Raw genomic sequence first — 25022 nt, 5'->3', positions numbered from 1 at the left:
GTTTTTTTCTCCATTTTTACCTTCTGCTTCGCCTTGCCTTTCCGTTTCCCTTTCTTCTTATTTTATAAATATAGCAATCCTAAGTGATTTTCTAGATATGTAAAATCTGAAAGTCTTGCTATACAACAAGTCTAAGAAGACAAGAGGGCGTTGTGTTGTGAGACTCAGATCGGATTGCTATAGGACTTACGCACAGACTCTACTTGTAGGGTGCTGAGGGCACACGTTACTACTACAGATAGTGTGAAAATTGACTTATGCAGCGTAAGTCCCGATGGAGAAGCTTTCTGAAAGTTGAGCGTTAGTGACTGTTTTTTAGAAAGGTATGGACCTGTTAGTTGAGGACTTTACCTGTTAGTTGAGGACTTTACCTGTTATAGCAACAGCCAAGACGGTTAGCACCTTCTTAATCGCTGAAACCATTGCTCTTACTGCTTCTTCCTTCTTCCTTCTTCCTTCTGCTATAGTTGAGGACTTTACCTCTTGGTTGAAAAGTTTACCTCTTGGTTGAGAAGTTTATTGTTTGAGTACAAGTCATTGGGGGCAACAAATAATATTCGATATCGGCAGCGGCTTGCACCGACATAATAAAGTCGATGGTACTCTTTAAGTTTCTGTTGCCTGCTCAAATCTTGACCGATTAACAATCTGCTGAAAAGGTCGCTTCCGTCAACACCAACTTCATCAAAAGTGCTGCCTTGCGAATTGTGAATAGTCAGAGCAAAGCAATTGTTAATTTCAGCAAACAAGTCATCTTTGAACCAGTAATATTTCCTCCAAAGAAATCCATTGCGTTTAGCACTCTTGAGCTTTTCTTTAAGTTCAGCCTGGTAGCGCTTATTTTCGGACTCGTGCAGGACAAAGATTTGCCGAAATAAACCGTCATCAGTCACAATTTTTAGCAGCCAAACTCGATAGCCTCCGTGCTGGTTAATCTCAACTTCCTTGACGGTAAATTCCGTTGAAGTCGGCAAAATTACGGTTTTGCCGTCAGGTGCCATGACGGGTTTTTTGGTAATTAGCCTTTCTCCCGGTACAAATTGGGGTGCAGCTTGACCGTAGACTTGTTCTCTGATAAGCTGATTGTAGTATCTGACTCGTTTGTTAGTCCAGCACAGAATTCTGAAACGATCGGGATTTTGACTAAATTCTAGATCGATCGTTTTGACAGCATATTGTAGCAGCGTTTCTGATTTAACTTTGAATGCACCGTTTGACTTGTCTCCTTTTTTGTATTTGGAATGCGGTAAAAATATGTCGGTTTTGCTATTGACAAAAGAGCGGCATTCTGTTATGAAATCGAGCACGGGGCTTTCCCCTGCTTGCCTGACAACTTTGGTCAGTACAGCTTTATTGGTAATGCTGAAAGCAGGCGACTTTTTTTCTCCTACAGGATTGAGTTGAGCGGGGTCGCCCATTAAAATTAGCTTGCGGTGATTGAAGAATGTGCGTTCAAAATTGCGTTCTATCCATTTCCACAATTCGCTTCCAACCATCGAACATTCGTCGAGGAAGATGATATCGTAGAGGTGAAGGCTGCTGGAACTTGTCTGTGACAAGGCTTTTTCTTGTTCTTTTTTGACCATGCCTAATCCTAAAAGTTGGTGTATTGTCATAAAATCAACTCCGAAAATGCCTTGAGACGCTGCCATTTTTCTGAGGATGCCGACTGCTTTGTTAGTAGGTGCTGTGAGGGCAATGCGTTTGCTTTGACTCAAGAGTTCTTGGATAATTTGAAAGACGATTGTGGATTTTCCAGTTCCTGCGTAGCCGCACAGCAAGAAGAATGACTCGGTAGTGGTTAGAAAGCTTCTTAATTTGTCGATGGCTTGCTGCTGTTGCGGTTTGAGCGTGAAGGGAAATTGTGTAAGTTTCTGGGGTTGTTCGAGTAAGGTTTGAATCATTAGTTAGCGTCCATTACTAATTTTCTCAACCTCTGATTAAGCGTTAGCTTGACGGGGGAGTCTTTCAAGAGTAGGTTTTTTAGATTCCGGGCAAGGAAGATTCCTAAGTCTTGTTAATAAAACTTTTAAGACAAATAGGAAATTTTTCTGTGTTTTGTCCCAGCAAAAAAGAACCGTCCACACCCTACGAAATGCTTGCTACTTCCCACTCATCTCCTAAATGGCGTCCTTTCTAAATCAAGTTCAGCAACTTTGGCGAGAGCTTCTAAACGCTTGTTTAATGTTTTATGTCGGGGACATTCTACAGCATACTCGTATTTATAACCTGTATGTTGAAGTTCCGAAATTTGGCAATCAATTAAATTGCTAAGGTGGCCGACTAGCTTTTTGACAGGTATTAGCCACGCTTTAGCTAGTGCTTTAGTACGAAACCCAATCCAAGCTGTAAAGTAGGAGCCGTCTTCGCTAATTTGATAAGCCACATTGGGCGATAATTTAACAATAGGTTCGATGCGGGCAATACCCAAACCTTTGAGTTCTCTCAAGCTGTAACTTAGGAGTTCTCCGCTGTTCCACTGGATGTGAAATGGACGTGGCTCTTCAACGTTCAAGTGTTGGACTCTCCCCATTCGTTGAAATCCTTCTCGGTGCTGTAAAATGCAATCTCCCTCTCTAAATCCGTAGAAGCCTTGTTTCTTTGTTAGGTTTTCTAACTGCTGCTTCCAGGCTTCTTCCCAAGCTATGTCAAAGTCGAGAAGTTGGTAATTTTCTTCGCTCAATTGTTGAGCTATTTTTTCTTTTAACTGCTGTTTGTAGATTGGCATAGCGAATTCTAAAAAGTTGTCGGGTACTTCGAGAGCTAAATGCGTTTTAGCTCTGATTCTGATATCGGTAACAGATAAATAGCTGGCGGCTTTTAATTGCTGGGGTGTCGGGATATCTATGGTACAAATTGTCGGGTAACCGGGAAACAAGTTGATGGGAAAGAGATAAGATTGGTCAATAGTAGAGATAATAATGTGCTGTTCAGTGAGCGATTCTACTTTGAAACGAGTTGCGTTACTAAATTGTATCTGTTCGGAATTAGCGAGTACGATTGTTGTGCAAGCTGGAAGTTTTCCAGCAGTCTTTTGAGGGATAAACTGAGGCACGATGGAGATTGTGAGGGCGCGGATTTCGTCGAGGTTATAAGTCCAAGAAAATGAATCTTCGCCGGGACTTGCGTCCCAAGTAATTGTCACAGGTTTTTCAGTTTTGTTGAGAGAAGTAACAATACCGTATTGGTTGCCTGTTTTTACGATATCGTTTAACCTGAAGGGATGTTCTTCAGCAGGTGCGGGAATGAGGAAAGGAAAAATTACTGCAACTACTTCTTTGGCTTGAGGGAAGTGCTGGCTAGCTGATTCAGGAAAAGTCTTGTGGGGGTTTATAATAGACTTGTTAGCGTTCATAACAGCAAGAAGTTGGTTATCCCTCAACTTCTCCCGCTAGGGAATAGCTTTTAATTAATTTAGAGATTTGCTCAACCAATGGTTCTTGCTCCAATTGCCGGAAATGACTTAGCTGTTGTTAGAGGGGAGACTCTGTTGCAATCGCCAACTATACTGGTATCAGCCAGATTAACGCTCGCACAGCTATCAACATGAGGATTATTACTCATATAGTTAGAGAAATCGATACAAAATGCGATGGCTCCTTTGCGTCAATTAAAAGTCTAATAACAAGCTCTAGTTAGTACACTTTAATAACCCCGGTTTTGACAATCTATTACTCCAGTTAACAGCCTTCAGTCGATAAAAAATTACCCCAGCTATCAGTAGGAGCTGTAGCTGGGGTAATTCGCCCGAAAGCGGATATATTAATCTAACGCAGGTATCTCGATTAATTCGATTTCAAACAGAGCTGCGTCGTTATTCTTTAGGCAAAGTAGGCTTTGGTGGGATGTCAAAAACAATCACAAATGTGAATTCTTTGACAAACCGCTGCAAAACCCGAAAATGATCGTCTGCATCCCTCCTCCTGCGAAATCGTGCCACAACAATACGCTGACAATTAGGAAGCAGCTTAATGATGCACCACGGATGCAATCTCTCAAAATAAGTCATTTTAACCTCACCAGCGACAGTAACAGGTTGCGTTCTTTTTTCCTTGCTTGCCATTACGCTAGTTGAGAGAATATTCTTCAAGACAGGTCACGCTGACCTTGACAATTAATTAGGTTTGTGCTTTCACCTGCTCAAATTCTCTTCTAACGCACCTTCTTATCTTCGGAATGCGGACACAGCAAGTTCGCCAGTACGTCGGGAATCTCCTCAAAGTGTTCCAGCAGAAAATCCATTACTGCCAAATGGCGCAAATCAACAGCAGTAGGAAATCTTCGATTTTTTCCCCGCTTAAACCAACCCTGTACCGTCGAATCAGAGCGGGAACAAATGGAGGCAATTTGCTCGTAACTTACCCCCCACTTGACATAAAACTGTTTCGGCGTCATTCCCAATTGGCATTGGCTGTAAATGGCAATCAAATTGCGTTCTCTATCTGTCAAAGTATGCGGCTTTTTCATAAAAACAATACGGGAAGCGGGAAACTCAGCGGCTTTAGCCCGCTCGTGGAAAGCGACGCGGGGATTTCAACCCCCGTGTCTTTCTTGATTTACAGAGCGATGTGAATCTTCTGTGTATCTCTTAACAGCTTCACTACTAATATTGCCTGCGGTACTAACAAAATAGCCGCTCGTCCACAAAGACGGCAACTTTTTTAATTCTGGAAAGTTTGACGTGGTTATGGGCTTGATATTCTGGAAGAGGTAACATAAAGTTTTGTTGTTGTGGCTTGACTCGTCCACTATACTGACCTAAACTAAACAAATCCACTAATTTTCAGGAAAAAGAGGTGGCTAAATTTAAAAAAACAATGGGAGTGCAGCAAGTATTACTGTCTCCCACCAAAGAAGTTGAGGCAGTATTGCACTATCTTTGTCGGCAATCTGGAAAGCTCTACAATAGCGCTGTCTATTTTGCTCGACAAACATTTTTCAAAACTGGAAAGTTGCTGACAGGGAAGTTCGATTTATCCTTTGAACCGTCAATCGCAAAGTCGATGGTTGCGAAGTCGTTGCCTTCAACACCCATGCAGCAAACTTTGATGTCGGTCACGGAAGCGTTTAAGAGCTTCAAAGAGCTAAAAGCCTTATACAATGAAGGTCAATTGCATTTTAGACCTAAACCTCCGGGGTATTTAAAAGGCTCGAAGTTGTTCAAAGTTGCTTACCCAAATTCTGGAGGATTAAAGCCAGCACTTGTCGGCAACCAGTTAAGATTTTCTTTGGGTTTGACAGTTAGGCGCTGGTTTGGAATTTCTGAATTCTTTCTGCCCATGCCGTCAAATATTGACTATTCAAAGGTTAAAGAATTTACAATCCTTCCTAAGAATGGTGCTTTCTACTTGGAAATGTCTTACGAAGTAGAATTGCAGCAGCCCGATTTCGATCGCAGCCAAGCTTTATCAATCGATTTGGGAACTGCTGACAATTTAGCAGCTTGCGTTGATACGCTCGGAAATTCCTTCTTGATTGATGCTCGCGCCATGAAAGCGATGAATCAGCTTTGGAACAAGAAAGTAGCAACTAGAAAGGAAGGAAAGCCTGCCGGTTACTGGGATAGTTGGCTAGACCGCGTAACCCGCAAGCGCAATCACCAGATGCGCGATGGCATCAATAAAGCTGCGAAGCTAATTGTTGACCATTGTTTGAAACACGGTATCGGCAATCTGGTAATTGGATGGAACCAAGGCTTTAAGTCTAATAATGTCGATATGGGTAAACTGAACAATCAAAAATTTGTTCAAATGCCACTAGGAAAGTTGAAAGATCGCTTGAGCCAACTGTGCAACTTGCACGGCATTAAGTTCACCGAAACAGAAGAAGCATATACGTCCAAAAGTAGTTTTCTTGATGGAGACTCCCTACCCAGGTACGGTGAAAAACCGCCTGAGTGGAAAGCATCTCGAAAACGAATTAAACGTGGACTGTATCGCTCTGCTGATGGAACTGTAATCAATGCAGACCTAAATGGGTCGGCTAATATTCTTAGAAAAGTAGCCAGTAAGTTAGGTGTAAAACTTAACCGACTGGGTAGACGGTGTTTGGCCACCGTAGCGAGAATCAGACTTTAGTAATAACTAAAGCTATTCTGTCAGCAGAATCTCAGTGGCTTCAGCCCGCTTGAGTGTCAACCTCATACCTCTCTAAATCTTCTTCCCACGCCGTGTCAAATTGACACCAAGCTGTACTCTTGGAATTAGGAGCCAGCCAAATTACGTAGCACCACATCCAACAGCAACGGCGCTGTTCGTAGTTGTAAAATTTGCCAATAACTATTCCCCAGTCACCTTCTTCACCAACATCAGTCCAGCGCACCATCTCGCCACACTCAAAGCGCGGGGGATGAATTTGGGCAAAATTTGCAGGCAACTCAGTTGAAGGTGGTATATCCTTCAACTGTTTTAGTGGCAGGCCCGAAATCAAATCTCGCTTTCCTTTTGAGATTGACATGAGTTCTCAACTGTGCATCGACTGCAACAGATTTGTTTTGATAGGTTTTTAGGCCAATTTCTTGATAAAGAAATTGCAGCGCGATATTTCCTTAAATCAATCAATTGGAATCTATATTTGACCAACTATTCTCAAAGCCCTACTCTGGCTAGGCTATCAGTTTTTTGAGATACCGCCCAATCGCGTTGATGTCAAGTCCGGTTGCAGCAGACTGGTATAGTAAAGGTGTAGTTGCTTTCGTCAGCGAGGTGCGACGATCGACAAACGTCTCCAAATCGAACCACACCGGGAAGTAGAAGAACTATTAGAGAATATTGATGACTTGTTCTTCAGAATATAACCAGCCAGCAAAAAAGGTTGCAGGTAGAATCAAACAATAGTATAATTAGATTAGTTACTAATAATTTTCTTGGTGGCGCGGTGTTATGAACGCCCAAAAACCTGTTACCTTCAGAGACCTCATCGACGCGATCGCTACCTTGCCGCTTATCAACTTTCCTGAGAATTCGAGTCAGTTGAATAGCAATAAGCGGGAAGTGAGTTGCAACAAGCGCCTCCGATTGTCCAGAAAAAGATTGAGCCAGATTTTGTTTGCCATCAAAGAATAGAAGCCAGCTAGCCTACTTGACGTAAAGCGCTCTTTCCTGGGTTATTGTCAAAATCCCTTTTATTCCTAAATAAAAAATAGCCCAAAGGAAGTGGAATGGATTTTGGGGCCGGATTGTGGAAGTTGGAGCGACTTTGAAAGTCGATATGGGTTCAGAGGTGGTGTCGCTCTTTCACTCGGATGTGGTGGCGATATTGAACCCAACGCCGAGTTTTTGCTCATCGGGCTGAGCGAATTCTTAGGCTGCAAAGCTTTGGCACGGTGTACGAGTTTGGGAAAATCGTCTTGAACAGGATGCAGAGAAAAGTGGTTTGGGATGCAGCAGCGCTAGCTTATCTGGATGCTGTAGAACAGGTGGAATTGGCGCGGCGGGCGATCGAGCAGGCTTTATAATGAGGCTCTCGTTTACTGGCACTAAATTCGTAATTAGCGATCGAGTTCTTTAATTCTGAATTATTTAACCATTAGCTTGTACCTTTAATTACGAATTATTCAGTCACCCCTCGTTCGGACGATCGCACAACTGGAAATTGTTTGTGCTGTGCGATCGCCCCTAGCGTCTTATCCTCTATGCAACAGACGGCAACTTTTCAACTTCTTTGCCCAAAAACCGTTGGTTGACGATTTCTCTGTAAGCCTCTAAATCAGGCTGCCAATTCTCTAGAAGCTGGTACAAGTGCTGCAGTTTGTCGCCTTCTAATTCTCCTGCAACCTCGTACTGGAAGCTACCAGAGAACAATACTGCGGGAGTTGGGTCAGCATCTTGCAGTTGCAATAAAGCTTCGGCAACGCTTAAGTTGAGTTCTCCTCGTCCTAGAGAATAAACTAAATTGACAGCAGCTTTTACCGGAGCTTTCCCAACATCAAACCATGTGCCTTTCGAGAGTAAAGTGGAGGTAATGTACTCCGAGGCTGCATTTTCATCTCCCCCTTCAAAGGTGACGAAGCTTCTGGGATTGATGCTTAAAGTTTGGTAGTCTGTGCGGGGTAAAGCTTCAACGTACTTGCGGATGATGGCGGGAATTTTGGTGTCTTCTGTTGACTTTGCACTCAGGGATTCGATGAAGGTGATGGCGTTCGATTGAGCGACGATATTGATGCCGTTGGTGAAGGCGACTTGAGAGATTTGGGGACTGAAAATGGGGGGGCGAGCGACTTCCCAATCGGATGGAACGATGCCACTGTATTTGAGGAAGTCTGAGTTGAGGAGGGTTGGGGAGTGGTTTTTGGCTGTTAGGGTTAAGGCTAGTTCTTGGATGGTTAGTGTGGGTATCATGACTGTTGGTAGAGCAGTATTATGTTAAATTTTATACTGTACAAGTTGTCTTTGTACAGGGGGGAAGGCGAAGGTTAGTTTGCGTTGAATATTGAGTTTTTGCGAGCGTTCGAGGATGGCCAGCATTTGCTGAGGAACCTTGAAAAATTGTATTTAAAGGTAAAATTTTATGCTCGCTCGTTTGTCGGCGGTTCAAATCGGCTGTACTTGGATGCTGGTAGCGCGTGCACGCCATGCTCAAGAACAAGATTTTTAAGGCACAGTTAGTTATTAGCGATCGCTCGAACATAATCGGACGATCGCCGATTCTGGTTATGAGGGAACTTACCCCCCTTGCTCGCTATCGTTCCGGTTCAAACCAATACGGGAGTAAGACTTTCCCGGTTTGGGAAAAAAAATACATATCTACAAGTTCTGGAAACCTTTATGCAGCGGGATTTTGGCTCAATTCCACTATCCCACAAGAGGTCTGTGACACAGATTAAGAAAATCTTAAATACATGACTGCAGATGTCTAACGCTCAAATCGCCCAAACTTATATTCCAAAAGAAATACAGCCAACGGAACGACCCCCAAAAAAGGGAAGTTCCGTTAGGAACGATCGAGCCGCGGTTTCTGAAAGTGCGATCGTCCCGGTCCCTCCATTTTTATAAACGTATGCCGCGCGAGCAAATTTACCCTATTCCAAATAGCACTTACGAGTTAAAATTAGTTAACCGATATGCCCAAAAACCGTCCTTTAACTAATTCTCGAAAAACCTTGAGGTCATCAGACCAATTATCTACCAATCGGTGCAACTGTTGCAGCCGCTGTCCGAGAGTATTGCCTGTTAAGGGATAATAGAAATTGCCAGAAAATAAGGCACCAAATTCGGGTTGGTTGTTAGCCCCTCTCAACAGAATATCGTCGATTTTTAAGTTCAGTTGGCGGTTCCCTATAGTATATGCTAGTTGGAGCGTGCTCCTGACAGGAGTGCTGCCGAATTCTTGCCAAGCACCCTTTGATAACAGTGCGGTGGTTATGTAGTACGCATTTGAGTTGGTACCAGCATCAAAAGTTAGGAATATACTGGGGTTGATTTCTACAGCTTGATAGTTAGCGTTGGGTAAAGTATCCGCATATTTGCGAACCATTGTTGGTATTTGTACGTCTTTGAGAGATTTGGATTCTAGGGTTTCGGAGAAAGTGGCTGTCACGTTGTGAAAAGATGCGATCGCGCCGTTGGTAAAGGTAATTTTTGTCATGTGGGAGTCGCCCTCAGGCTGTTGGGCTAGTTGCCAATCAGGAGGGACGATGCCGCTGTAGGAGAGGAATTCAGGGGTAAAATGAGTGGGGTTGAGGTTTGGGGCGATAAGGGCGATCGCCAGTTCTTCAAATTGCGGGATTGGTTTCATGGGAATGTCGGTTTCTGCGGGTGACTTAATTTTACGTAATGGCAGCGATCGTGCAGTGGACAATTATCGATTGGTACTGCTTCGATATCTTCCACTTTTTCAGAATTGGAAAGTATGTTTGCCATAGCCTGCAAGCTTTTACTCAAGATAGGTCGATTAAACTTCTACCACCGTTGTCGAAAGAGGTGCGTAACGACTCCAGAAAGCTCCGATCTAAGATTCCCACCTCCTTCAACCGATGCAAGTCTTCAATTTGCTTTGCTGTTTCTCGAACTGTAAAAGGATGATGGGCAATTTCTTCTTTCTGTTCTTCATAAGACTTTTCAAACCAACTAGGCTCAGTAATATCTTTTTGGAGCCTAATGAATTCATCAATTGTGTTCCCGACGCACTCTACTACCTTGACCATTAACTTGATATTCATTGGTTCGAGGCAGGCTTGCAGAGTGTAGTAAATAGCCATAGCAGCACACTCTGCTTGGTAAATATAAATTCCTCCATCTATGTCAGGTACTGCGTCATCACAATCTGCGATTAGCTGGCGAATCCTGGTAAAGTCCATTGAAGTTTCTTGAATAAATTGCCACACTTCATCTAGCGCAATTCTAAGTATATCTGGATTGCCATGTTGATTTTCTCGGTAAAAAGCTCTGTAATTAGGTAAGAGTCTCTCGCAACAAGATGCTGCAAAAGCTAATTGATGAAAAGTAGAAAGTTTTGCTAGAGCTTGTTCCATAGCATCCAAGTTATAAATATCTAGATTCATAATAAGCTACCTCAATCATAAGCAAAGTTGTTAATAATATTGGTTGTCGCGATAGACCGGAAACTAAATAGTCTCACTACTCCCTGTTTGTTTGCTGCCATTGCTCCATTTTCTGTAATATATCATCTATCGAAAAAACTAAATTAATAGGACTCGCTGGATATATGCCTCTCAGCCACATATCTGTATAACAAGACAGGCAAATACCATCGCCGTGGCTTACTCCAATTGCCGCGAGCTTTTTGTTATTTAGTTCAGCCCATCTGATCATCCTTGTTTCTGCATGAAAAAAGTCACTACCTAGTCTAGGAGGTGCTTCCCAGCCAGACCTATTAACTAATTCGCGCAACCGTGTACCCAACGCCCCATCACGGTTAACGGATACAACCATTGTTACAGTACCATCTGGATTTTCAATCCGACCCACTGCAAGTACATTTCGGCGATTTATGAACTGTTCCCTCAGTTGCTTGGCTGCTGAATCTAACTCTTCTACTTCAAGAATTCTTAGTTTGCCTTCTCCATCATATATATTAACGTTTGACCGTATTCGTAGACTTCTTCTAGCTAACTCTTTCCAAAAAACTGCGCCAGCTTTGGTAAGCAAAGGCAAGAAAACTAACCAATCCCATACAGTAGAACGGCCTTCTAAGATTTCCCGCGTGCTTTGGTAAGATCCACTTGCTGTCGAGAACATTGAGTAAAGTTGCGCCACCCTCTGTCCCCAGCTAACCCCAGCCAACGATTGAGGCGCTCCCCAACCCAGCCCAATAGTAGCCACGTTCCCCATCACTCGACCCAGATTAAAGAATGCTCCCCGGTGATTTCTTGTCGCTACCTCCCCGTACTGTTGCGCCCGATATTGGGTGCTGAGTCCCCCGCTAGCTCCATCAGCAAACCCAGCTAAAAATCGATCGTATATTGCGAGTCCATCCCCACCTATAATTTGAGTTCCCGTAGCGTACCCGGTAACATAAGCCATGCTTGCCAGCACAGCTTGAGTCGCAATATTACTCAAGAATTCGCCTATGTTGGTCATGTACCCGCTAGGGTCAGTATTAACAACCGGATTAGCATGAGCGTACTGATAATCATGCAAACTCATCGGGTCATTCAGAGTGCCCTCATAAGCATCAGCCGAAACAAACCGCCCTAAAAACGGGTCATAATATCTCGCCCGTAAATAATCCAACCCAGTCTCAGTATCCCGTTGTTCTCCGGCAAACAAATAAGCATTATTAGAACCACCCGTTGCAGCAATTAAATTGCCATAAGCATCATAAGAATAGCTATCAGTAACGCCACCCAATCCATTCGTCAGCAACCGAGTCGAGCCCAACCCATCAGCATGATAAAACGACGGCTGATTCCCCTGCAACTTCCCAACCAAATCGTACCCGTAAACGTAAGACGCCTTCGGATTCCCCGCAGCATCGTACTCCTCCACAACCTGAGAATAAGGCTGCAACTCATCAATCAAATACCGAGTTTCCACCCCATCAACAACCTTACCAACTCGAATCCCTCGATCGTTATATTTATACTCAACATTCCGAGTAATTCCACCCTCAGTAACCGTCACTCCCACCAACCGATTCTCGCCATCATTCTCCCACCGATAAACAGTAGAATTATTCCCAGTTACCTCAGAAATCAAATTCCCACTGTCATCGTAAGTGTAATCAGTAACCACCCCCGACGCATTCAAGAAGTCAAGCTGATTCAAATTGTTGTAAGTGTAAGTCGTTACCCCACTCACAGAATCAGTCTTCGTCAGCCGATTGCCAACAGCATCGTAAGTGTAACCCAGAACCCGATTGTTGCCATTCGGATCGTTAGAAACCTTCTCCTCCAACAACCGATTCAAATCGTCATACTCGTACTCAACTTTCCGCCCATTTTGTTCGACTACTTCCTTGCGATTGCCAACAGCATCGACTGCATAATCGAAACTAGAAATTACCTGCAACTCCTGCTGAGTAATCGGGTCAACCTTAACAGTCTTCACCAAATCCAAACGACCCAAACTATCGTAGATGCGAGTCTCAACTAAATTGTTCGGATACGAAGTTTTCCAGAGATTCCCCAGAGAATCGTAATCATACGTCACCGTCCCCAGATCCGGCGTACTAACCGTCTTCAAACGCCCCTCTGAATCATAGGTATAGCCAGTCGTGCGAGTCGGAGTCTTAACCTCACTAACTTGCCCGGATTCATACTTATATTCAATCGAATTCCCGCTAGCAAGATAAGGACCAACCGGGTCTTTACGAGAAATTACCTGCCCCAAACTGTCATACTTATAAACAGTTGCACCCCGACTGTCAGTAATAGTTTCTTCCAACCCATTTGTAGCGTAAGTAACGCTAACAGTTGCACCGCTAACATTCTGATACTGCTTAGCAATAACTTGGTTTTGGTCGTTGTAAGTATACTTAACCGTCTTGTTATTGAAATCCGTAATCGTGACAGTGTTAGCAACATCATCGTAAACAAAAGTAGAACGCTTGCTATCCGGTCGAATTACCGCCTTGCGGCGACCTTTCTCATCGTATTCATAAGCCGTTACCTGACCCAAAGCATCCTTAACACTTGTCAAATTGCCCGCACTATCGTAACCGTATTCAGTACGCTTTTGCAAAGCATCGACAACAGCTTTCAGTTGTCCGTTAGCATCGTATTCAAACTTAGTAGTTTTGCCATTCGGGTCAGTCGTTGCTGTTACCTGACCTTTACTATCATAAGTAGTAGTAGTCGAAGTTCCCCCAGCAAAAACAGTTTCAGTTTTTCGATTGCCAACTGCATCGTAGGTATAGGTGATGTAATTGTTGGCATCAAAACGAGTGAGGGTAACGCGATTTGCTGCATCGTATTCGTACTCGGTACGGTTGCCATCAACATCAATTTCTGCTTTAACTTGCCCGTTCTTGTAGTATTCAGTTTTAGTACGGGAATTGGTGGCTAAATAAGCTGGGGTACTCTCGGGATAAACGATATTTGTCCAGTCAACAGATTGAAGAGTTGTACCCGGAGAAATAGCGTTCAGCAATTGCTGTACTTGATTGGCTGTTTCGTTGGGATAAACAGTTTCAGTCAGCCGTCCCGCGTCGTCGTATTTGTAGTGAGTAACTCGTCCGTCACCGTCGATAGTAGCCCTTTGACGGCCACCTTTATCGTAAACAGTAATCGTTCTGGGATTGTCGGAGTTGGTGAGAGTATCGTCAGGATAAATAGTTTCAACTAACTTACCTTCGGAGTTGTAGCGGTACTCGGTTCGGCGATTCCCATCAATGCTGGCACTTTGGCGGCCATTGCTGTCGTATTCGTAAGTTGTAGTGCGCCCAGATTGGGTAATTGACTTAATTTTCCCTTCTTGGTCGTAAGTCCATTCTGTTACAAATTCTTTTTCTCCAGTGGGAGTTGCTACCTTCATTGTCTCCCGCAGCATATTGCCGTTGCTGTCGTAGGTGTAGGTAGCTTTGTTGCCGGATGCGTCTTCTAAATTAGTTACGTTACCTCCACCATCGTACTGAAAGCGGGTGATGTTATTAGCTGCATCGGTGAGGCTTAGAATATTTCCCCTCATATCATAACTATACTTAGTAACATTCCCCGCCGCATCCTTAGTCGAAAGCAAATTCCCACTCGGAGAATAGGTATAACTCGCACTATTCCCCAAAGCATCAGTCTCAGTCAAAACCTGTCCCCGACTGTTATAAGTCCACTGACTGACATTCCCCAAAGCATCTTTTTCAGTTAACTTATTCCCCTTAGCATCGTAAGTCCACTCAGTCTTTTGCCGCACCTCAACCGAATTCCCCGCCGCATTTAACTCAGTGGCTATAACAGTCTCAGTCAAAACGTTATTATCCGCATCGTAAGTCCTGTCAATCCGCTTACCTAACGGGTCAATCTCAGTCAAAACGTTCCCCCGACTGTCGTAAACGTAAGTCGTTTCCTTACCGAAAACATCCTTAACTTTCTGAATCGAATTATTCGGATCGTAAATCAACTCCACCGCCGCACCGTTGGCATCAACCATCTGCTTCAAACGCCCGGAATCATCGTATTCAGTCTTAACTCCACTCCGTCCCAACGAATCAATAACTTCAGTTAAAAAGTGCGGTCTGTCCTCATCTTCATACTCAAACCGAGTTGCATTATTCTCCCTATCCTTAACAGCAACCAAATCCCCTTTCGCATCGTATTCGTACTTGACTTTCTTGCCATCCGGGTCAACAACACCGACAATCCTCCCCGCAGCATCCCTCTCAAAAGTCACCGACTTACCAGTCGAACTTGCAATCCCCGCATCGCTAAAAGTCAGCTTATTCCCGTTAGCATCAGTAGCAGTCAGCAAATCCCCAGATGCCGCATCAATCTCGTAAACCAACCCCTCTTGAGTAGTCAACACATAAACCCCACCAAACGCCGGATTTTCAGGATTGAAGGGCTGTCCGTTCACCCCGTAATACCCGTTCTCATTCCGTATCAAATTCGCATCCTTAACCGTCAAATTCATCGTCGAACCTTTCTGAGACTCAAAAGCCGGCTTGTACATCGCAGCCCCCGGCCCAGCAGCCCCTAAATACTGATTCAAATGATGCGATTGTGGCTTGAATGTAAATGTCTCCCGCTTACCCCCCGGTAACGTAATAAACACTTTAGTTCCCGATTGAAAAGGAACAGTATTAATCCCCAAATCCTCATAAGTCGGGTCAGGTTTCAAAGAAGTCTTCAAATCCGTATCCCGGAACTCCATCCGCCAGCCGTAGCCAAAATCATCGCCCTTATTCGCATTCAAAGAATCGTAAGTCCTAGTCACGTTAATCGGAATACCCGCCACCGGAACCGTCAAATCGGTAAACGACAACCGGAAATTGCCCAACTTCAAATCGCCCGCAACATTCACCGTTCTTTCAGTAGTCGAACCGTTACCGTTGGTATCGAAAGCCGTGAATTTGAGAACGTAAGCGCCGTTAGCCAAAACAGTCGGGTCAAATGTCGCAACCGTTCCGTTGCTGACAGCAGTCGTTCCCCGATAAACCTCCTTAAACTCCCCGCCACCAACCGGGGCTACAGACAAAGTGTAGTAAGCCAAATTGCTGTCAGAAATCGTACCAATTATATTGACAGGCGCACTAATTTCTGAATCATCTTCTAGAGTAATGTTGAGAGTTGGGGCATTGACATCGGTGGGGTCAATTGCTGCTACAAAAACAGTCGCACTTCCAGCATTCCCAGGCAAGGAAGCACCCGTCCCCGAAGTATTTCGCAAATTACCAAAACTATCGTAGTTAAACTGAGCCACACCTTACTAATATCAGTCTACAGTCAATTGCGAATCGCTCACAGACAATTTGAACCCACGAGATGCTATATTATTTCCTATCGTTCCGTATCCTTCCAATTCTTTGTCTTCCCAAGGGAGATAAAGAAAATCCCCAATCTCGTCTTGATATTGTGATTTTACTACTTGATGCAGGTATCGCACGGCATAAAACTTATTAACAAAGCCAAAAACTGCTGTATCTCCTAGATCGAAAGCATTATAACAACTATGCGCCAACCAAGTACCGTCTAGGCATTCTTGTATGTAGCCCAAAAGTATGTTTTCAAAAAAAACGCTTTCGCGAGGACTGGATGTAATTATTAACCCTTTTTTACACATTTCCGTAAGCTCTGACCCCTGTCGCATAACTCCTTCCCGGTCATATCCACAGGACAATTCTTGAGTCAATGTAAAAGTGTAATCTTCAAGAGGTTCTGTGGTAAAGTTTATTACGTCTTCTACTGCTAGGTCTGTTTTTTCTGGCTCTGCAGGAAGAGAAGGAACATCGCAAACTCCTTGTGGATATTTTACTTTGATTACTTGATGCAGGAATCGCACTGCATAAAATTGATTGATAAAGCCCAACATTTCCATTATGGGCTCGAAATATGCAGTGCATGCCAGCCAATAGCCGTCAAAACATTCTTGTATACACCCAAGACGTACCCCTTCACAGGAAATGTTTTTATAAGGGTATTCTTTGACGAGCGACCCTTTTTTTCGCATTTCTGTAAGTTCTGGCTCCTGCCAAATAACCCCTTTACGATCGTATCCGTAAGACCATTCTCTGTAAAACTTAAAACTATATTTTTCGAGACCGGGTATTTGAAATTTATGATATTCGTCGTAATTATTAGGCATCAACTCACAAGTATTATTAACTACAATAATTAAAAAAGATAGCAATTATCTTCTTTAACTAACTGAGCCACACCTTACTAATATCAATCTCCCATCAATTGCAAATCGCTCACAGACAATTTGAACCCACGAGATGCCATATTATATCCTATCCTTCCGCATCCTTCATCTTCTTTGTTTTCCCAAGGAACATAAAGAATGTCCCCTATCTCGTCTGGATATTGTACTTTTACTACTAGATGCAAGTATCGAACGGCATAAAACTTATTGATGAAGCCAAAAACTGCTGTATCTCCTAAATCGAAAGCATTATAGGGACTATGCGCCAACCAAGTACCGTCTAGGCATTCTTGTAAATAGCCCAAAAGTATGTTTTCAAAAAAAACTCTTTCGCGAGGAATGGCTGTAATTATTAACCCTTTTTTACGCATTTCCGCAAGCTCTGGTTCCTGCCGAATAACTCCTTCTCGGTCATATCCGCAGTCCAATTCTTGAGTTAATGTAAAAGTGTAATTTTCAAGAGGCTCTGGGGTAAAGTTTATTACGTTTTTTACTGCTAGGTCTGTTTTTTCTAGCTCGGAAGGCAAATAAGGAACATCGCCTGCTGTTTGCGGGTATTTTACGTTAATTGTTTGATGGAGAAATCGCACTGCATAAAATTGATTGATAAAGCCCAAAGTTTCTATTATGGGTTCAAAATATACAGTGCTTGCCAACCAAGACCCATCCAAACATTCTTGTATACACCCAAGACATCCCCCTTTACCCAAAATATCTTTATAAGGGTATTCTTTGACTATCGCTCCTTTTTTCCGTATTTCTGTAAGTTCTGGCTCCTGCCAAATAACCCCTTTACGATCGTATCCGTAAGACAAATCTCGGTTGATATGAAAACTATATTTTTCGAGACCGGGTATTTGAAATGTATGATATTCGTCGTAATTATTAGGCATAAAATCACAAGTGTTATTAACAACAATAATTTAAAAAGATAGCAATTATCTTTTTTAACTATTAGTTTGTGTGGACTCTGCTCATCAAACAATCTAGATATCACCCTGAAAACAAAAAACTTAAATTCAGTCAATAAAGTTAGCAAGAACTAAAATTACTCCTTGTTTCAATGCTTCTTTCGCCATCATTTGCTTATCTGTTTTTGAGATACCGCGACCACGCTCACCAGATTCTCCCGGCATAGCTTCTAGTAATGAGATATAAGAAACAAACGGTAAAAGCTGATTCTTGGCGGCGTAGTTAGACATAGCTTGCCATTGGTTATCGTTTTCTTTTATATCCTTTCGTACAGCAGCTTGAGTCAATTTAATATCACCGATGAGATATGATTTTGGATTTTTCGGTGCATAGTTACCTTCTATAAATACAAAGTCTGGGCGAGAACCACCCCCCCTATTCTCTTCTACGATTCTACGAGTCTGGGGGTCGTTATAATTGTAACAATCGAAGCCACTCCTTGCATCTCCATTTGTCTGTACTTGTGGGAAAAACCGTAAACTTTTTATTAAAGGAAGACCCTCAAAATCAAAATACTGGCAGATTGTGTCGTCTAAGAAGTCTTCAAATATGTTACCATCACGGGCTTTAAGAAGATCTTTTGCCAGGTTTGTACCCGGCATAAAATTGCCGAACGCACTCATTACAATATTACCTGTGGTTTCTCCCAATTTGTCCAAAACGTAGTCTTTTGCTTCAGCTCTTGCGTAGGTGTTAATAGCAGCCAAGGCACTTTGTGTATTTATTGTTGAATTAAGTTCAGCGATCGAAAACATCCCCGTAGGATCGCTATAAACATGAGGATTGTTGTAAACAAACTGATAGGGATTGCTACTCTCAGGTTCCATCTCAATCAAATCGATCGGATCGTAACTCATAAACCGCCCCGTTTCTGGATCGTAATACCGCGCCCGGAAATTGTACAAACCAGTCGCATCATCCAACCACTGTCCCTGGAACCGGAAATCCCCACCTGCATTCCCAGGTAAAGAAGCTGCTGTCCCAGACGAACTTTTTAGGTTGCCAAAACTATCATAATTAAACTTAGCAACACCTTGACCGCTAGCACCCGCCAACCCAATCACCGAACCCATCGCATCAGTCAAATAATAAACCGGATTCCCGCTGCCATCAAACCGCATCAACGGTTGATTTCCTGCATACACATAAGCGCCCAAAGCATTACCATTCCCATCCATCACCAACTGCGGCGACTCCAAACCATCACCCATTGAAGGCGCAACCAGATAATCCCTTTCACCCGCCGCACTCTTCACCTCAACCCTGCGACCAGAACTATCATAATCGTACTCAACTAACACATTTCCCGCAGCATCCTTCACCTGCGAAATCAAATTATCGGTATTGTAATCAAAATCCCGAATCACCCCATTTCTATTAACAACATCCACCCGTCCCCCAGCATCATAAGTATAAGTATCCACATTCGACCCATTCGTCACCGAAGCAAGCTGATTGACATTCTCGTAACTGTAAGTCCCCGCAGCCAAACCACTCGATACAACTTGACGGTTGCCAGCAGCATCGTAACCGTAATCAATCTCCTGCAACAAAACCCCAGCTGCACTGTAATAAGTTTCCTTATCCACCCGCAGCGCAGTATCGTACTCCAACCTCACGTAAGAACCATCTTCCCTTGTAATCTTAGTCGGTTCCCCAATCCCTTTTCGTTCGTAAGCAACAGACGCCAACACCGTCACCCCATCAGGAGCAAAATGAGTAATCTTCTCAACCAAATCCGTCTTATCCTGATACTGGTAAACCGTCTTCACCCCATTCGGCAAAGTCCGTTCTTTGAGACGATTTACTGCATCGTAAACCATCGCAGTTTCTAACACTTGACCGCCGGGAGAAGTTGCCTTCACTTTATCCGCATTGCCATTCGCATCGTACCTGTATTCAGTTATGTAAGCAGTAGAATCAGGCGCAGTCTTATCAGCTTTAACCGCAACCTTCTCAACTCGACCCAAACCATCTCGTTCGTAGCGAATGCTGCCGCCGTTAGGATAATCCAAGCCTGCAAACGCACCAGTATCGGGGTCGTAGTGATACGCAGTCGTTCCCGCAGCATCCGTCACGCTTAAAAGCTGACCGGTTTCTGCATCCCAGTTAGAAACAACTTCTCCATCCAATGTGGAAACCCTGCGCTTTTCCTGTCCCGCCGCATCATACTCGTAACTTACAGTTACTCCGCTGGGCAACTTCATTTGTTCGAGGCGGTTGGTAAGTGAATTGTAAATAAATTCCTTTTCACCGCCATCGGGATAGATAATTTTCTTGAGGTTTCCATCCTCGTACTGATAGGACAGCAAAGTTGCTTGATTCGGTCCGGTCACTCGTTCCAACCCGCTTTCACCGTAGTGATAAGTATAGACAGCATCGCCCAAATCCGTAACCGTCTTCAACCGTCCCAAATCATCGTAAGTAAACTTGCGGTCATTGCCGCCCCGGTCTATAATTCGAGTCGGATAGTCTTTCGCTTCCTGCAAGTTGTTGCTGAAAAGATACTCAACTTTCGACTTGGTTCCGTCGGGATAAATCGTTTCAACGGGCAAGTAATTAGGAGACTGTATTGAAGTTGTCTCCCTTCCCAACGGGTCGATAACTGTCGTTCCGTTAGAATTGTAGCGGTATTTCCAGATATGACCGCGCGGGTCAGTCGTAGTTTTCATCCGACCGTTAGAGTCGTAAGTATAGCTGGTCGTGTAGCGGGTGTTAGCATCCAAAACGACAGTTTTTCCTGCTAGCTTGCCTATCAAATTATCTGCTACGCCGGGATCTGGGTCAACGCCTACCAGCGTGTCATAGTGGTAGATAGTTTCCACCCCCGTCGATTCATCTTTGACACTTTTAACCCTGCCAATTTGGTCGTACCCGTACCGGGTAACGCTACCGCTAGGGTCAGTTTCAGTTTCCAACTGACCTGCTTCATTGTATGTAAATTTAATCTCGCCGCCACCGTTCGTTACCCAACCTCCCAACTTGCCATCATCCGTAAACTTGCGTTCGATACGGCCGATAGTTGGGGCTTCTATGCTCGTCCAATCGGCTCCAGCTCCTTCATAATCGTATTCTACCCACAAACCGCCACCGTAATCTGCTCTCGTTTGCCGTCCCAGTCCGTCATATTGGAAAGTAGAAGTAACGCCATTTTCAGTCATGGTTTCCAACAAACCTTTAGCGTTGTAAGTCATTGTTGTTTCGTTCCCCTCAGCATCTTTTATCCAGCGGGGGTTGCCAAAAGCATCGAAATTGCCGTAATAAGTAGTGCCGAAGGTATCGGTTTCTTGAACGACTCGACTTTGGGAATCGTAGACGTAGGATTGGATGACATTACCGAGTCCATCCTGCATTTTTAGCATATTGCCAGCGCGATCGTACTCCATTTTTATGGATGCCCCTGTTGGCATGACAATGGAGGTAGGCTGACCGTATTTATTGTAGGTGTAGTTAGTGATTCCAGGCACCGTACCCGGACAGCCGCAGTAGGGTTCGGTACGGGATAAGAGATTGCCGCTAGCGTCATAGGTGTATTTTGCTACCAATCCGGCGGCATCTTTTGTTTCGATTAAATTGTTGTTATCGTCGTACTTGAAGTTAGTTTCTTGACCTAACGCATTGACTTGTTTGACAACATTGCCGCGCAAATCGTAGACATAGGTAGTGGGATTGCCGAAAGCATCTTTGACGGTTTGAATTGAGTTGTCTGGGTCGTAAATCAACTCTACGGGATCGCCGTCTGCGTCAATTATTTTCTTCAAGCGACCTTTGTCATCGTATTCAGTTCTGACTCCCGTGTTTCCTAGCGGGTCGATGACTTTTTCTAAATAGTGAGATTGGTCGGTGTTGTAAACAAATTCTGTTTTATTTTGTTCTTGGTCGGTGGCGGCAACCAAATCCCCCTTCGCATCGTATTCGTACTTAACCTTCTTCCCATCCGGGTCAACAACACCGACAATCCTCCCAGCAACATCCCTCTCAAAAGTCACCGACTTACCCGAACTGCTAGCAATCCCCGCATCGCTAAAAGTCAGCTTATTCCCGTTAGCATCAGTAGCAGTCAGCAAATCCCCAGATGCCGCATCAATCTCGTAAACCAATCCTTCCTTCGTCGTCAACACATAAACCCCACCAAACGCCGGATTTTCAGGATTGAAGGGCTGTCCGTTCACCCCGTAATACCCGTTCTCATTCCGTATCAAATTCGCATCCTTAACCGTCAGAGTCATCGTCGAACCTTTCTGAGACTCAAAAGCCGGCTTGTACATCTGAGCACCCGGCCCAGCAGCCCCCAAATACTGATTCAGATGATGCGGAGTCGGCTTAAAAGTAAAGGTTTCCCGCTTACCCCCCGGTAAGGTAATAAACACCTTAGTCTTGCTGTCAAACGGTACGGTATTAATCCCCAACTCCTCGTAAATCGGGTCAGCTTTCAGCGAAGTCTTCAAATCCGTATCTCGGAACTCCATCCGCCAGCCGTAACCAAAATCATCGCCCTTATTCGCATTCAAAGAATCGTAAGTCCGAGTCACGTTAATCGGAATACCCGCAACTGGAACAGATAAATCAGTAAACGACAACCGGAAATTGCCCAACTTCAAATCACCAGCAACATTCACCGTCCTTTCAGTAGTCGAACCGTTACCGTTGGTATCGAAAGCAGTGAATTTGAGAACGTAAGCGCCGTTAGCTAAAACAGTCGGGTCAAATGTCGCAATCGTTCCGTTGCTGACAGCAGCAGTTCCCCGATAAACCTCCTTAAATCCTCCGCCATCGCCCGGAAATTGCCCGCCACCAACCGGAGCAACTTCCAATGTATAGTAAGCTAAATTGCTGTCACTAATTGTGCCGGTGATATTGACAGGCGCGGTGATTTCTGCATCATCTTCTAAACTGATGTTGATAGTTGGCGCGTTGACATCGCTAGTATCAATTGCAGCCACAGAAGCAGTCGCATTCCCCACATTTCCAGCCGCATCTTTAGCTGTCGCAACTGCCGTAATAGTGCCTAAATTATTTAACTTGACATTTGCTTGACCTTGTGCATCTAAAACAACAGGAGTGCCGTTAATAGTTAAGCCCAAAGATTCGACTTTTACGTTATCAACAGCATTCACAGTAAACGTGACATAATCCCCAACATCGACGGTATTGTTGCTAGCAATTAAACTTACTTTCGGCGCAACAGTATCGGCAACAACACTTAAATTGTAAGAAACAGTAACGCTTTCTCCAAAAGTATCAGTCACCTTAACCTCAACCGGATGATTGCCGATATTAGTAGCCGAGGGCTTCCAACTAATGCGGCCGAATTCATCAACAGTCATCCCGCTGGGAGATTGAATTAAAGCAAAAGTCAACAAATCTCCATCAGCATCAGTCGCCTTCAAATCGTAGCGGTAACTTTGACCAGGCGACGCAGATTGAGGCGGAATCTGAGGAACAACAGGCGTAGAATTCGCCCTGGCACTTAACTCAAAACCTTGGGCCGCACCCGTACCGGAATTGTCAACAGCCCCGACTACCACTTGATGGTTTCCAGCAGTAGGATTGTTCCAAGTAATCGCACCAGTAGCCGAATTAATTGTCATTCCCGGAGGAGATTGCAATAACTGGTACTGCGAGATAGTACCGTCAGCATCGGCCGCAGTTACTTGGTAGGTATAAGGGCGTCCTGGTGAGGCTGTAAATACAGGTGTGGAAGTAATTGCTGGAGAAAGGTTGATAGCAGTAGTTGCGGCATTGACAGTAAAAGTTTGAGTAGCAATTGCCCCTTGCTTGTCAGTCACGGCAACCTCTACAGAATGCTGCCCAATTTGAGTAGCATTCGGCGTCCATTGAATAACACCGTTACTATCAATTGCCATCCCGACTGGATACTTACTCAAACTGAAAGTCAGCGGGTCATTTTCCAAGTCTGTCGCGACAACTGTATAAGCGTAAACTTGATTTACTGCTGCCTTTGATGGAGGAGTTGAAACCACAGCCGGAGGCGTGTTTATTCCCCTGACAGCCAGCGTAAATTCTTGGACTGCATAACCGCCGTTGCCGTCAATTGTTCTTACAGAAACAGTATGTTCGCCAATTTGTTCTGCGTTAGGCTGCCAGCGTAAAGAACCAGATTGGGGGTCAACAATCATCCCGGATGGTGCTTTGTCCAAACTCCACAGCAACCTGTCTCCATCTGCATCGCTACCCGTCAAATTGTATTGATAAAGCTTGGCGAGATTGGTAATTTGTTCGGGAGTAGAATCGATACTGGGGGCGCGATTTGAAGCGACATTATCCGCAGTTAAGTTAAACGTTTGAGTGGCAATACCTCCCAAGCCGTCGCTAACTCTCACCGTTATTGGATAAGTTCCCTGCTGCGATACTTCGGGAGTCCAACTAATCAATCCTTCTTGGAATGTCATGCCGGCGGGCGTCGAAGCTGGCGTTGCAAATGCCATGCCGGAGGGCGGATTTAATAGAGTATATGTTAAAGGGTTGCCGTCGGGGTCAGTGGCTTCTACTTGATAGAAATAAGTCTTGCCCAAACGAGTATTTGTACGGGGAGTTGAGGTGATGGATGGCGGGCGATTGGGGGCGGCTGGGCTGACGGTTAATTCGATTCTTTGGAATGCTTCTCCCCCTTTGTTATCTGTTGCTTTAATTAAGATTTCCCAAGGTTCGACTTCGCCGGCATATGCCCAATTGAATGCACCTCCTTGCTGTGCGGTTGTAGGAGTCCAATTAATTACTCCGGTTGTGGGGTTGATTGTGGCGTTAGTGGGGGTGACAGGTTTGCTGGAATTGGGAATTATGGAGTAGGTAATTGTGTCTCCGTCTAAGTCTACGGCTTTTGCTTGATATTGGAATGGTTGGTTGACGGCGGGATTGATGTTTTGTGGTAGTTGGGATGTAAAAACGGGGGCGTTGTTTCCGGGGGTAACTTCGATTTTGAAGGCTTGTAAGTCGGTGCCGCCTCTGCCGTCATTGACTCGGACAATGACATCGTGAATTCCGACAGCATTGAGTGGGGGACGCCAAGAAATCGTGCCGTTGGGGGCAACTGCCATTCCCTGGGGTTTTAGTACCAATTCAAAGGTTAAGTCGTCGTCGTTTAAGTCAGTTGCAGATGTCCTGTAAACTAATCTTTCTCCTGCTTTGACTGTTGTTGGCGGGGTACTGGTAAATTCGGGGTCAATATTGGGGCCTGCTAGTTTGGAATTTGTGGCTGCAAAATCTACTCCAAACTTTGTATTGTTAGCGGTGACTGTTACTTCTTGATAAATGGGGTTGGTTGGAGATGTTTGA

The 25022-nt window shown here is 44.3% G+C and carries 16 protein-coding genes and 1 pseudogene; 4 read left to right on the top strand and 13 right to left on the bottom strand.

Translation table 11 applies throughout. The features are described from left to right. Nucleotides 1–476: 476 nt before the first annotated feature. From QUB39_RS25895 to QUB39_RS25875, 5 genes and pseudogenes are all read right to left on the bottom strand, one after another. Complete coding sequence (locus QUB39_RS25895) at nt 477–1904, bottom strand: AAA family ATPase (RefSeq protein WP_333211868.1); 1428 nt, start codon at nt 1902–1904, stop codon at nt 477–479. A 209-nt stretch (nt 1905–2113) separates the two neighbouring features. Beyond that, nucleotides 2114–3355 carry a hypothetical protein gene (locus tag QUB39_RS25890; protein ID WP_333485190.1) on the bottom strand — a complete coding sequence of 414 codons (1242 nt, stop codon included), beginning with the start codon at nt 3353–3355 and terminating at the stop codon, nt 2114–2116. A 459-nt stretch (nt 3356–3814) separates the two neighbouring features. After that, nucleotides 3815–4009, bottom strand: coding sequence for a hypothetical protein (locus QUB39_RS25885; RefSeq protein WP_041623899.1), 195 nt, complete (start codon nt 4007–4009; stop codon nt 3815–3817). Nucleotides 4010–4152: 143 nt separating this feature from the next. Next, nucleotides 4153–4467 carry a helix-turn-helix domain-containing protein gene (locus tag QUB39_RS25880; protein WP_333058391.1) on the bottom strand — a complete coding sequence of 105 codons (315 nt, stop codon included), beginning with the start codon at nt 4465–4467 and terminating at the stop codon, nt 4153–4155. Nucleotides 4468–4533: 66 nt separating this feature from the next. Continuing rightward, nucleotides 4534–4674: pseudogene (locus tag QUB39_RS25875) on the bottom strand (transposase); the annotation flags it as partial. Nucleotides 4675–4796: 122 nt separating this feature from the next. Between QUB39_RS25875 and QUB39_RS25870 the strand changes: the two are divergent. Further along, the gene (locus tag QUB39_RS25870; RefSeq protein ID WP_333058390.1) at nt 4797–6077 is read left to right on the top strand and encodes a transposase; all 1281 of its coding nucleotides are present in this window, start codon (nt 4797–4799) and stop codon (nt 6075–6077) included. Nucleotides 6078–6117: 40 nt separating this feature from the next. On the opposite strand, the gene QUB39_RS25865 is transcribed toward QUB39_RS25870, so the two are convergent. Further along, nucleotides 6118–6456, bottom strand: coding sequence for a hypothetical protein (locus QUB39_RS25865; RefSeq protein WP_333058389.1), 339 nt, complete (start codon nt 6454–6456; stop codon nt 6118–6120). A gap of 425 nt (nt 6457–6881) precedes the next feature. Here QUB39_RS25865 and QUB39_RS25860 point away from each other — a divergent pair, with 425 nt between their 5' ends. Both QUB39_RS25860 and QUB39_RS25855 read left to right on the top strand, forming a co-directional pair. Beyond that, on the top strand, nt 6882–7064 hold the full coding sequence (locus QUB39_RS25860; RefSeq protein ID WP_333058388.1) for a hypothetical protein: 183 nt from the start codon (nt 6882–6884) through the stop codon (nt 7062–7064). Between the two features lie 90 nt (nt 7065–7154). Beyond that, the gene (locus QUB39_RS25855) at nt 7155–7352 is read left to right on the top strand and encodes a hypothetical protein (RefSeq protein WP_333058387.1); all 198 of its coding nucleotides are present in this window, start codon (nt 7155–7157) and stop codon (nt 7350–7352) included. Between the two features lie 279 nt (nt 7353–7631). Here the strand turns inward: QUB39_RS25855 and QUB39_RS25850 are convergent, their stop codons facing one another. Next, nucleotides 7632–8339: a hypothetical protein gene (locus QUB39_RS25850; RefSeq protein ID WP_333058386.1), complete on the bottom strand. Its 708-nt coding sequence runs from the start codon at nt 8337–8339 to the stop codon at nt 7632–7634. Nucleotides 8340–8572: 233 nt separating this feature from the next. On the opposite strand from QUB39_RS25850, the gene QUB39_RS25845 reads away from it, so the two are divergent. Continuing rightward, a complete protein-coding gene (locus tag QUB39_RS25845) occupies nt 8573–8824 on the top strand; it encodes a hypothetical protein (RefSeq protein WP_333058385.1) in 252 nt (83 codons plus the stop codon). Nucleotides 8825–9048: 224 nt separating this feature from the next. Here the strand turns inward: QUB39_RS25845 and QUB39_RS25840 are convergent, their stop codons facing one another. The 6 genes from QUB39_RS25840 to QUB39_RS25815 form a co-directional block, all read right to left on the bottom strand. Then, entirely contained in the window at nt 9049–9798 is a 750-nt protein-coding gene (locus QUB39_RS25840; RefSeq protein WP_333058384.1) for a hypothetical protein, read from the bottom strand. A gap of 79 nt (nt 9799–9877) precedes the next feature. Beyond that, on the bottom strand, nt 9878–10501 hold the full coding sequence (locus QUB39_RS25835) for a DUF416 family protein (protein WP_333058383.1): 624 nt from the start codon (nt 10499–10501) through the stop codon (nt 9878–9880). 76 nt (nt 10502–10577) lie between these two features. Continuing rightward, nucleotides 10578–15812, bottom strand: coding sequence for an RHS repeat-associated core domain-containing protein (locus QUB39_RS25830; RefSeq protein ID WP_333211862.1), 5235 nt, complete (start codon nt 15810–15812; stop codon nt 10578–10580). 12 nt (nt 15813–15824) lie between these two features. Beyond that, nucleotides 15825–16694, bottom strand: a complete 870-nt coding sequence (locus QUB39_RS25825) for a hypothetical protein (protein ID WP_333211860.1) — start codon at nt 16692–16694, stop codon at nt 15825–15827. Between the two features lie 83 nt (nt 16695–16777). Beyond that, nucleotides 16778–17647 carry a hypothetical protein gene (locus QUB39_RS25820; RefSeq protein ID WP_333211858.1) on the bottom strand — a complete coding sequence of 290 codons (870 nt, stop codon included), beginning with the start codon at nt 17645–17647 and terminating at the stop codon, nt 16778–16780. 126 nt (nt 17648–17773) lie between these two features. Continuing rightward, nucleotides 17774–24784: a putative Ig domain-containing protein gene (locus tag QUB39_RS25815; RefSeq protein ID WP_333211856.1), complete on the bottom strand. Its 7011-nt coding sequence runs from the start codon at nt 24782–24784 to the stop codon at nt 17774–17776. Nucleotides 24785–25022: the final 238 nt, after the last annotated feature.

It is taken from the genome of Microcoleus sp. AT8-B5, assembly GCF_036705565.1.
Lineage (GTDB): Bacteria > Cyanobacteriota > Cyanobacteriia > Cyanobacteriales > Microcoleaceae > Microcoleus.
This window is presented reverse-complemented; position numbering and strand designations above follow the sequence as displayed.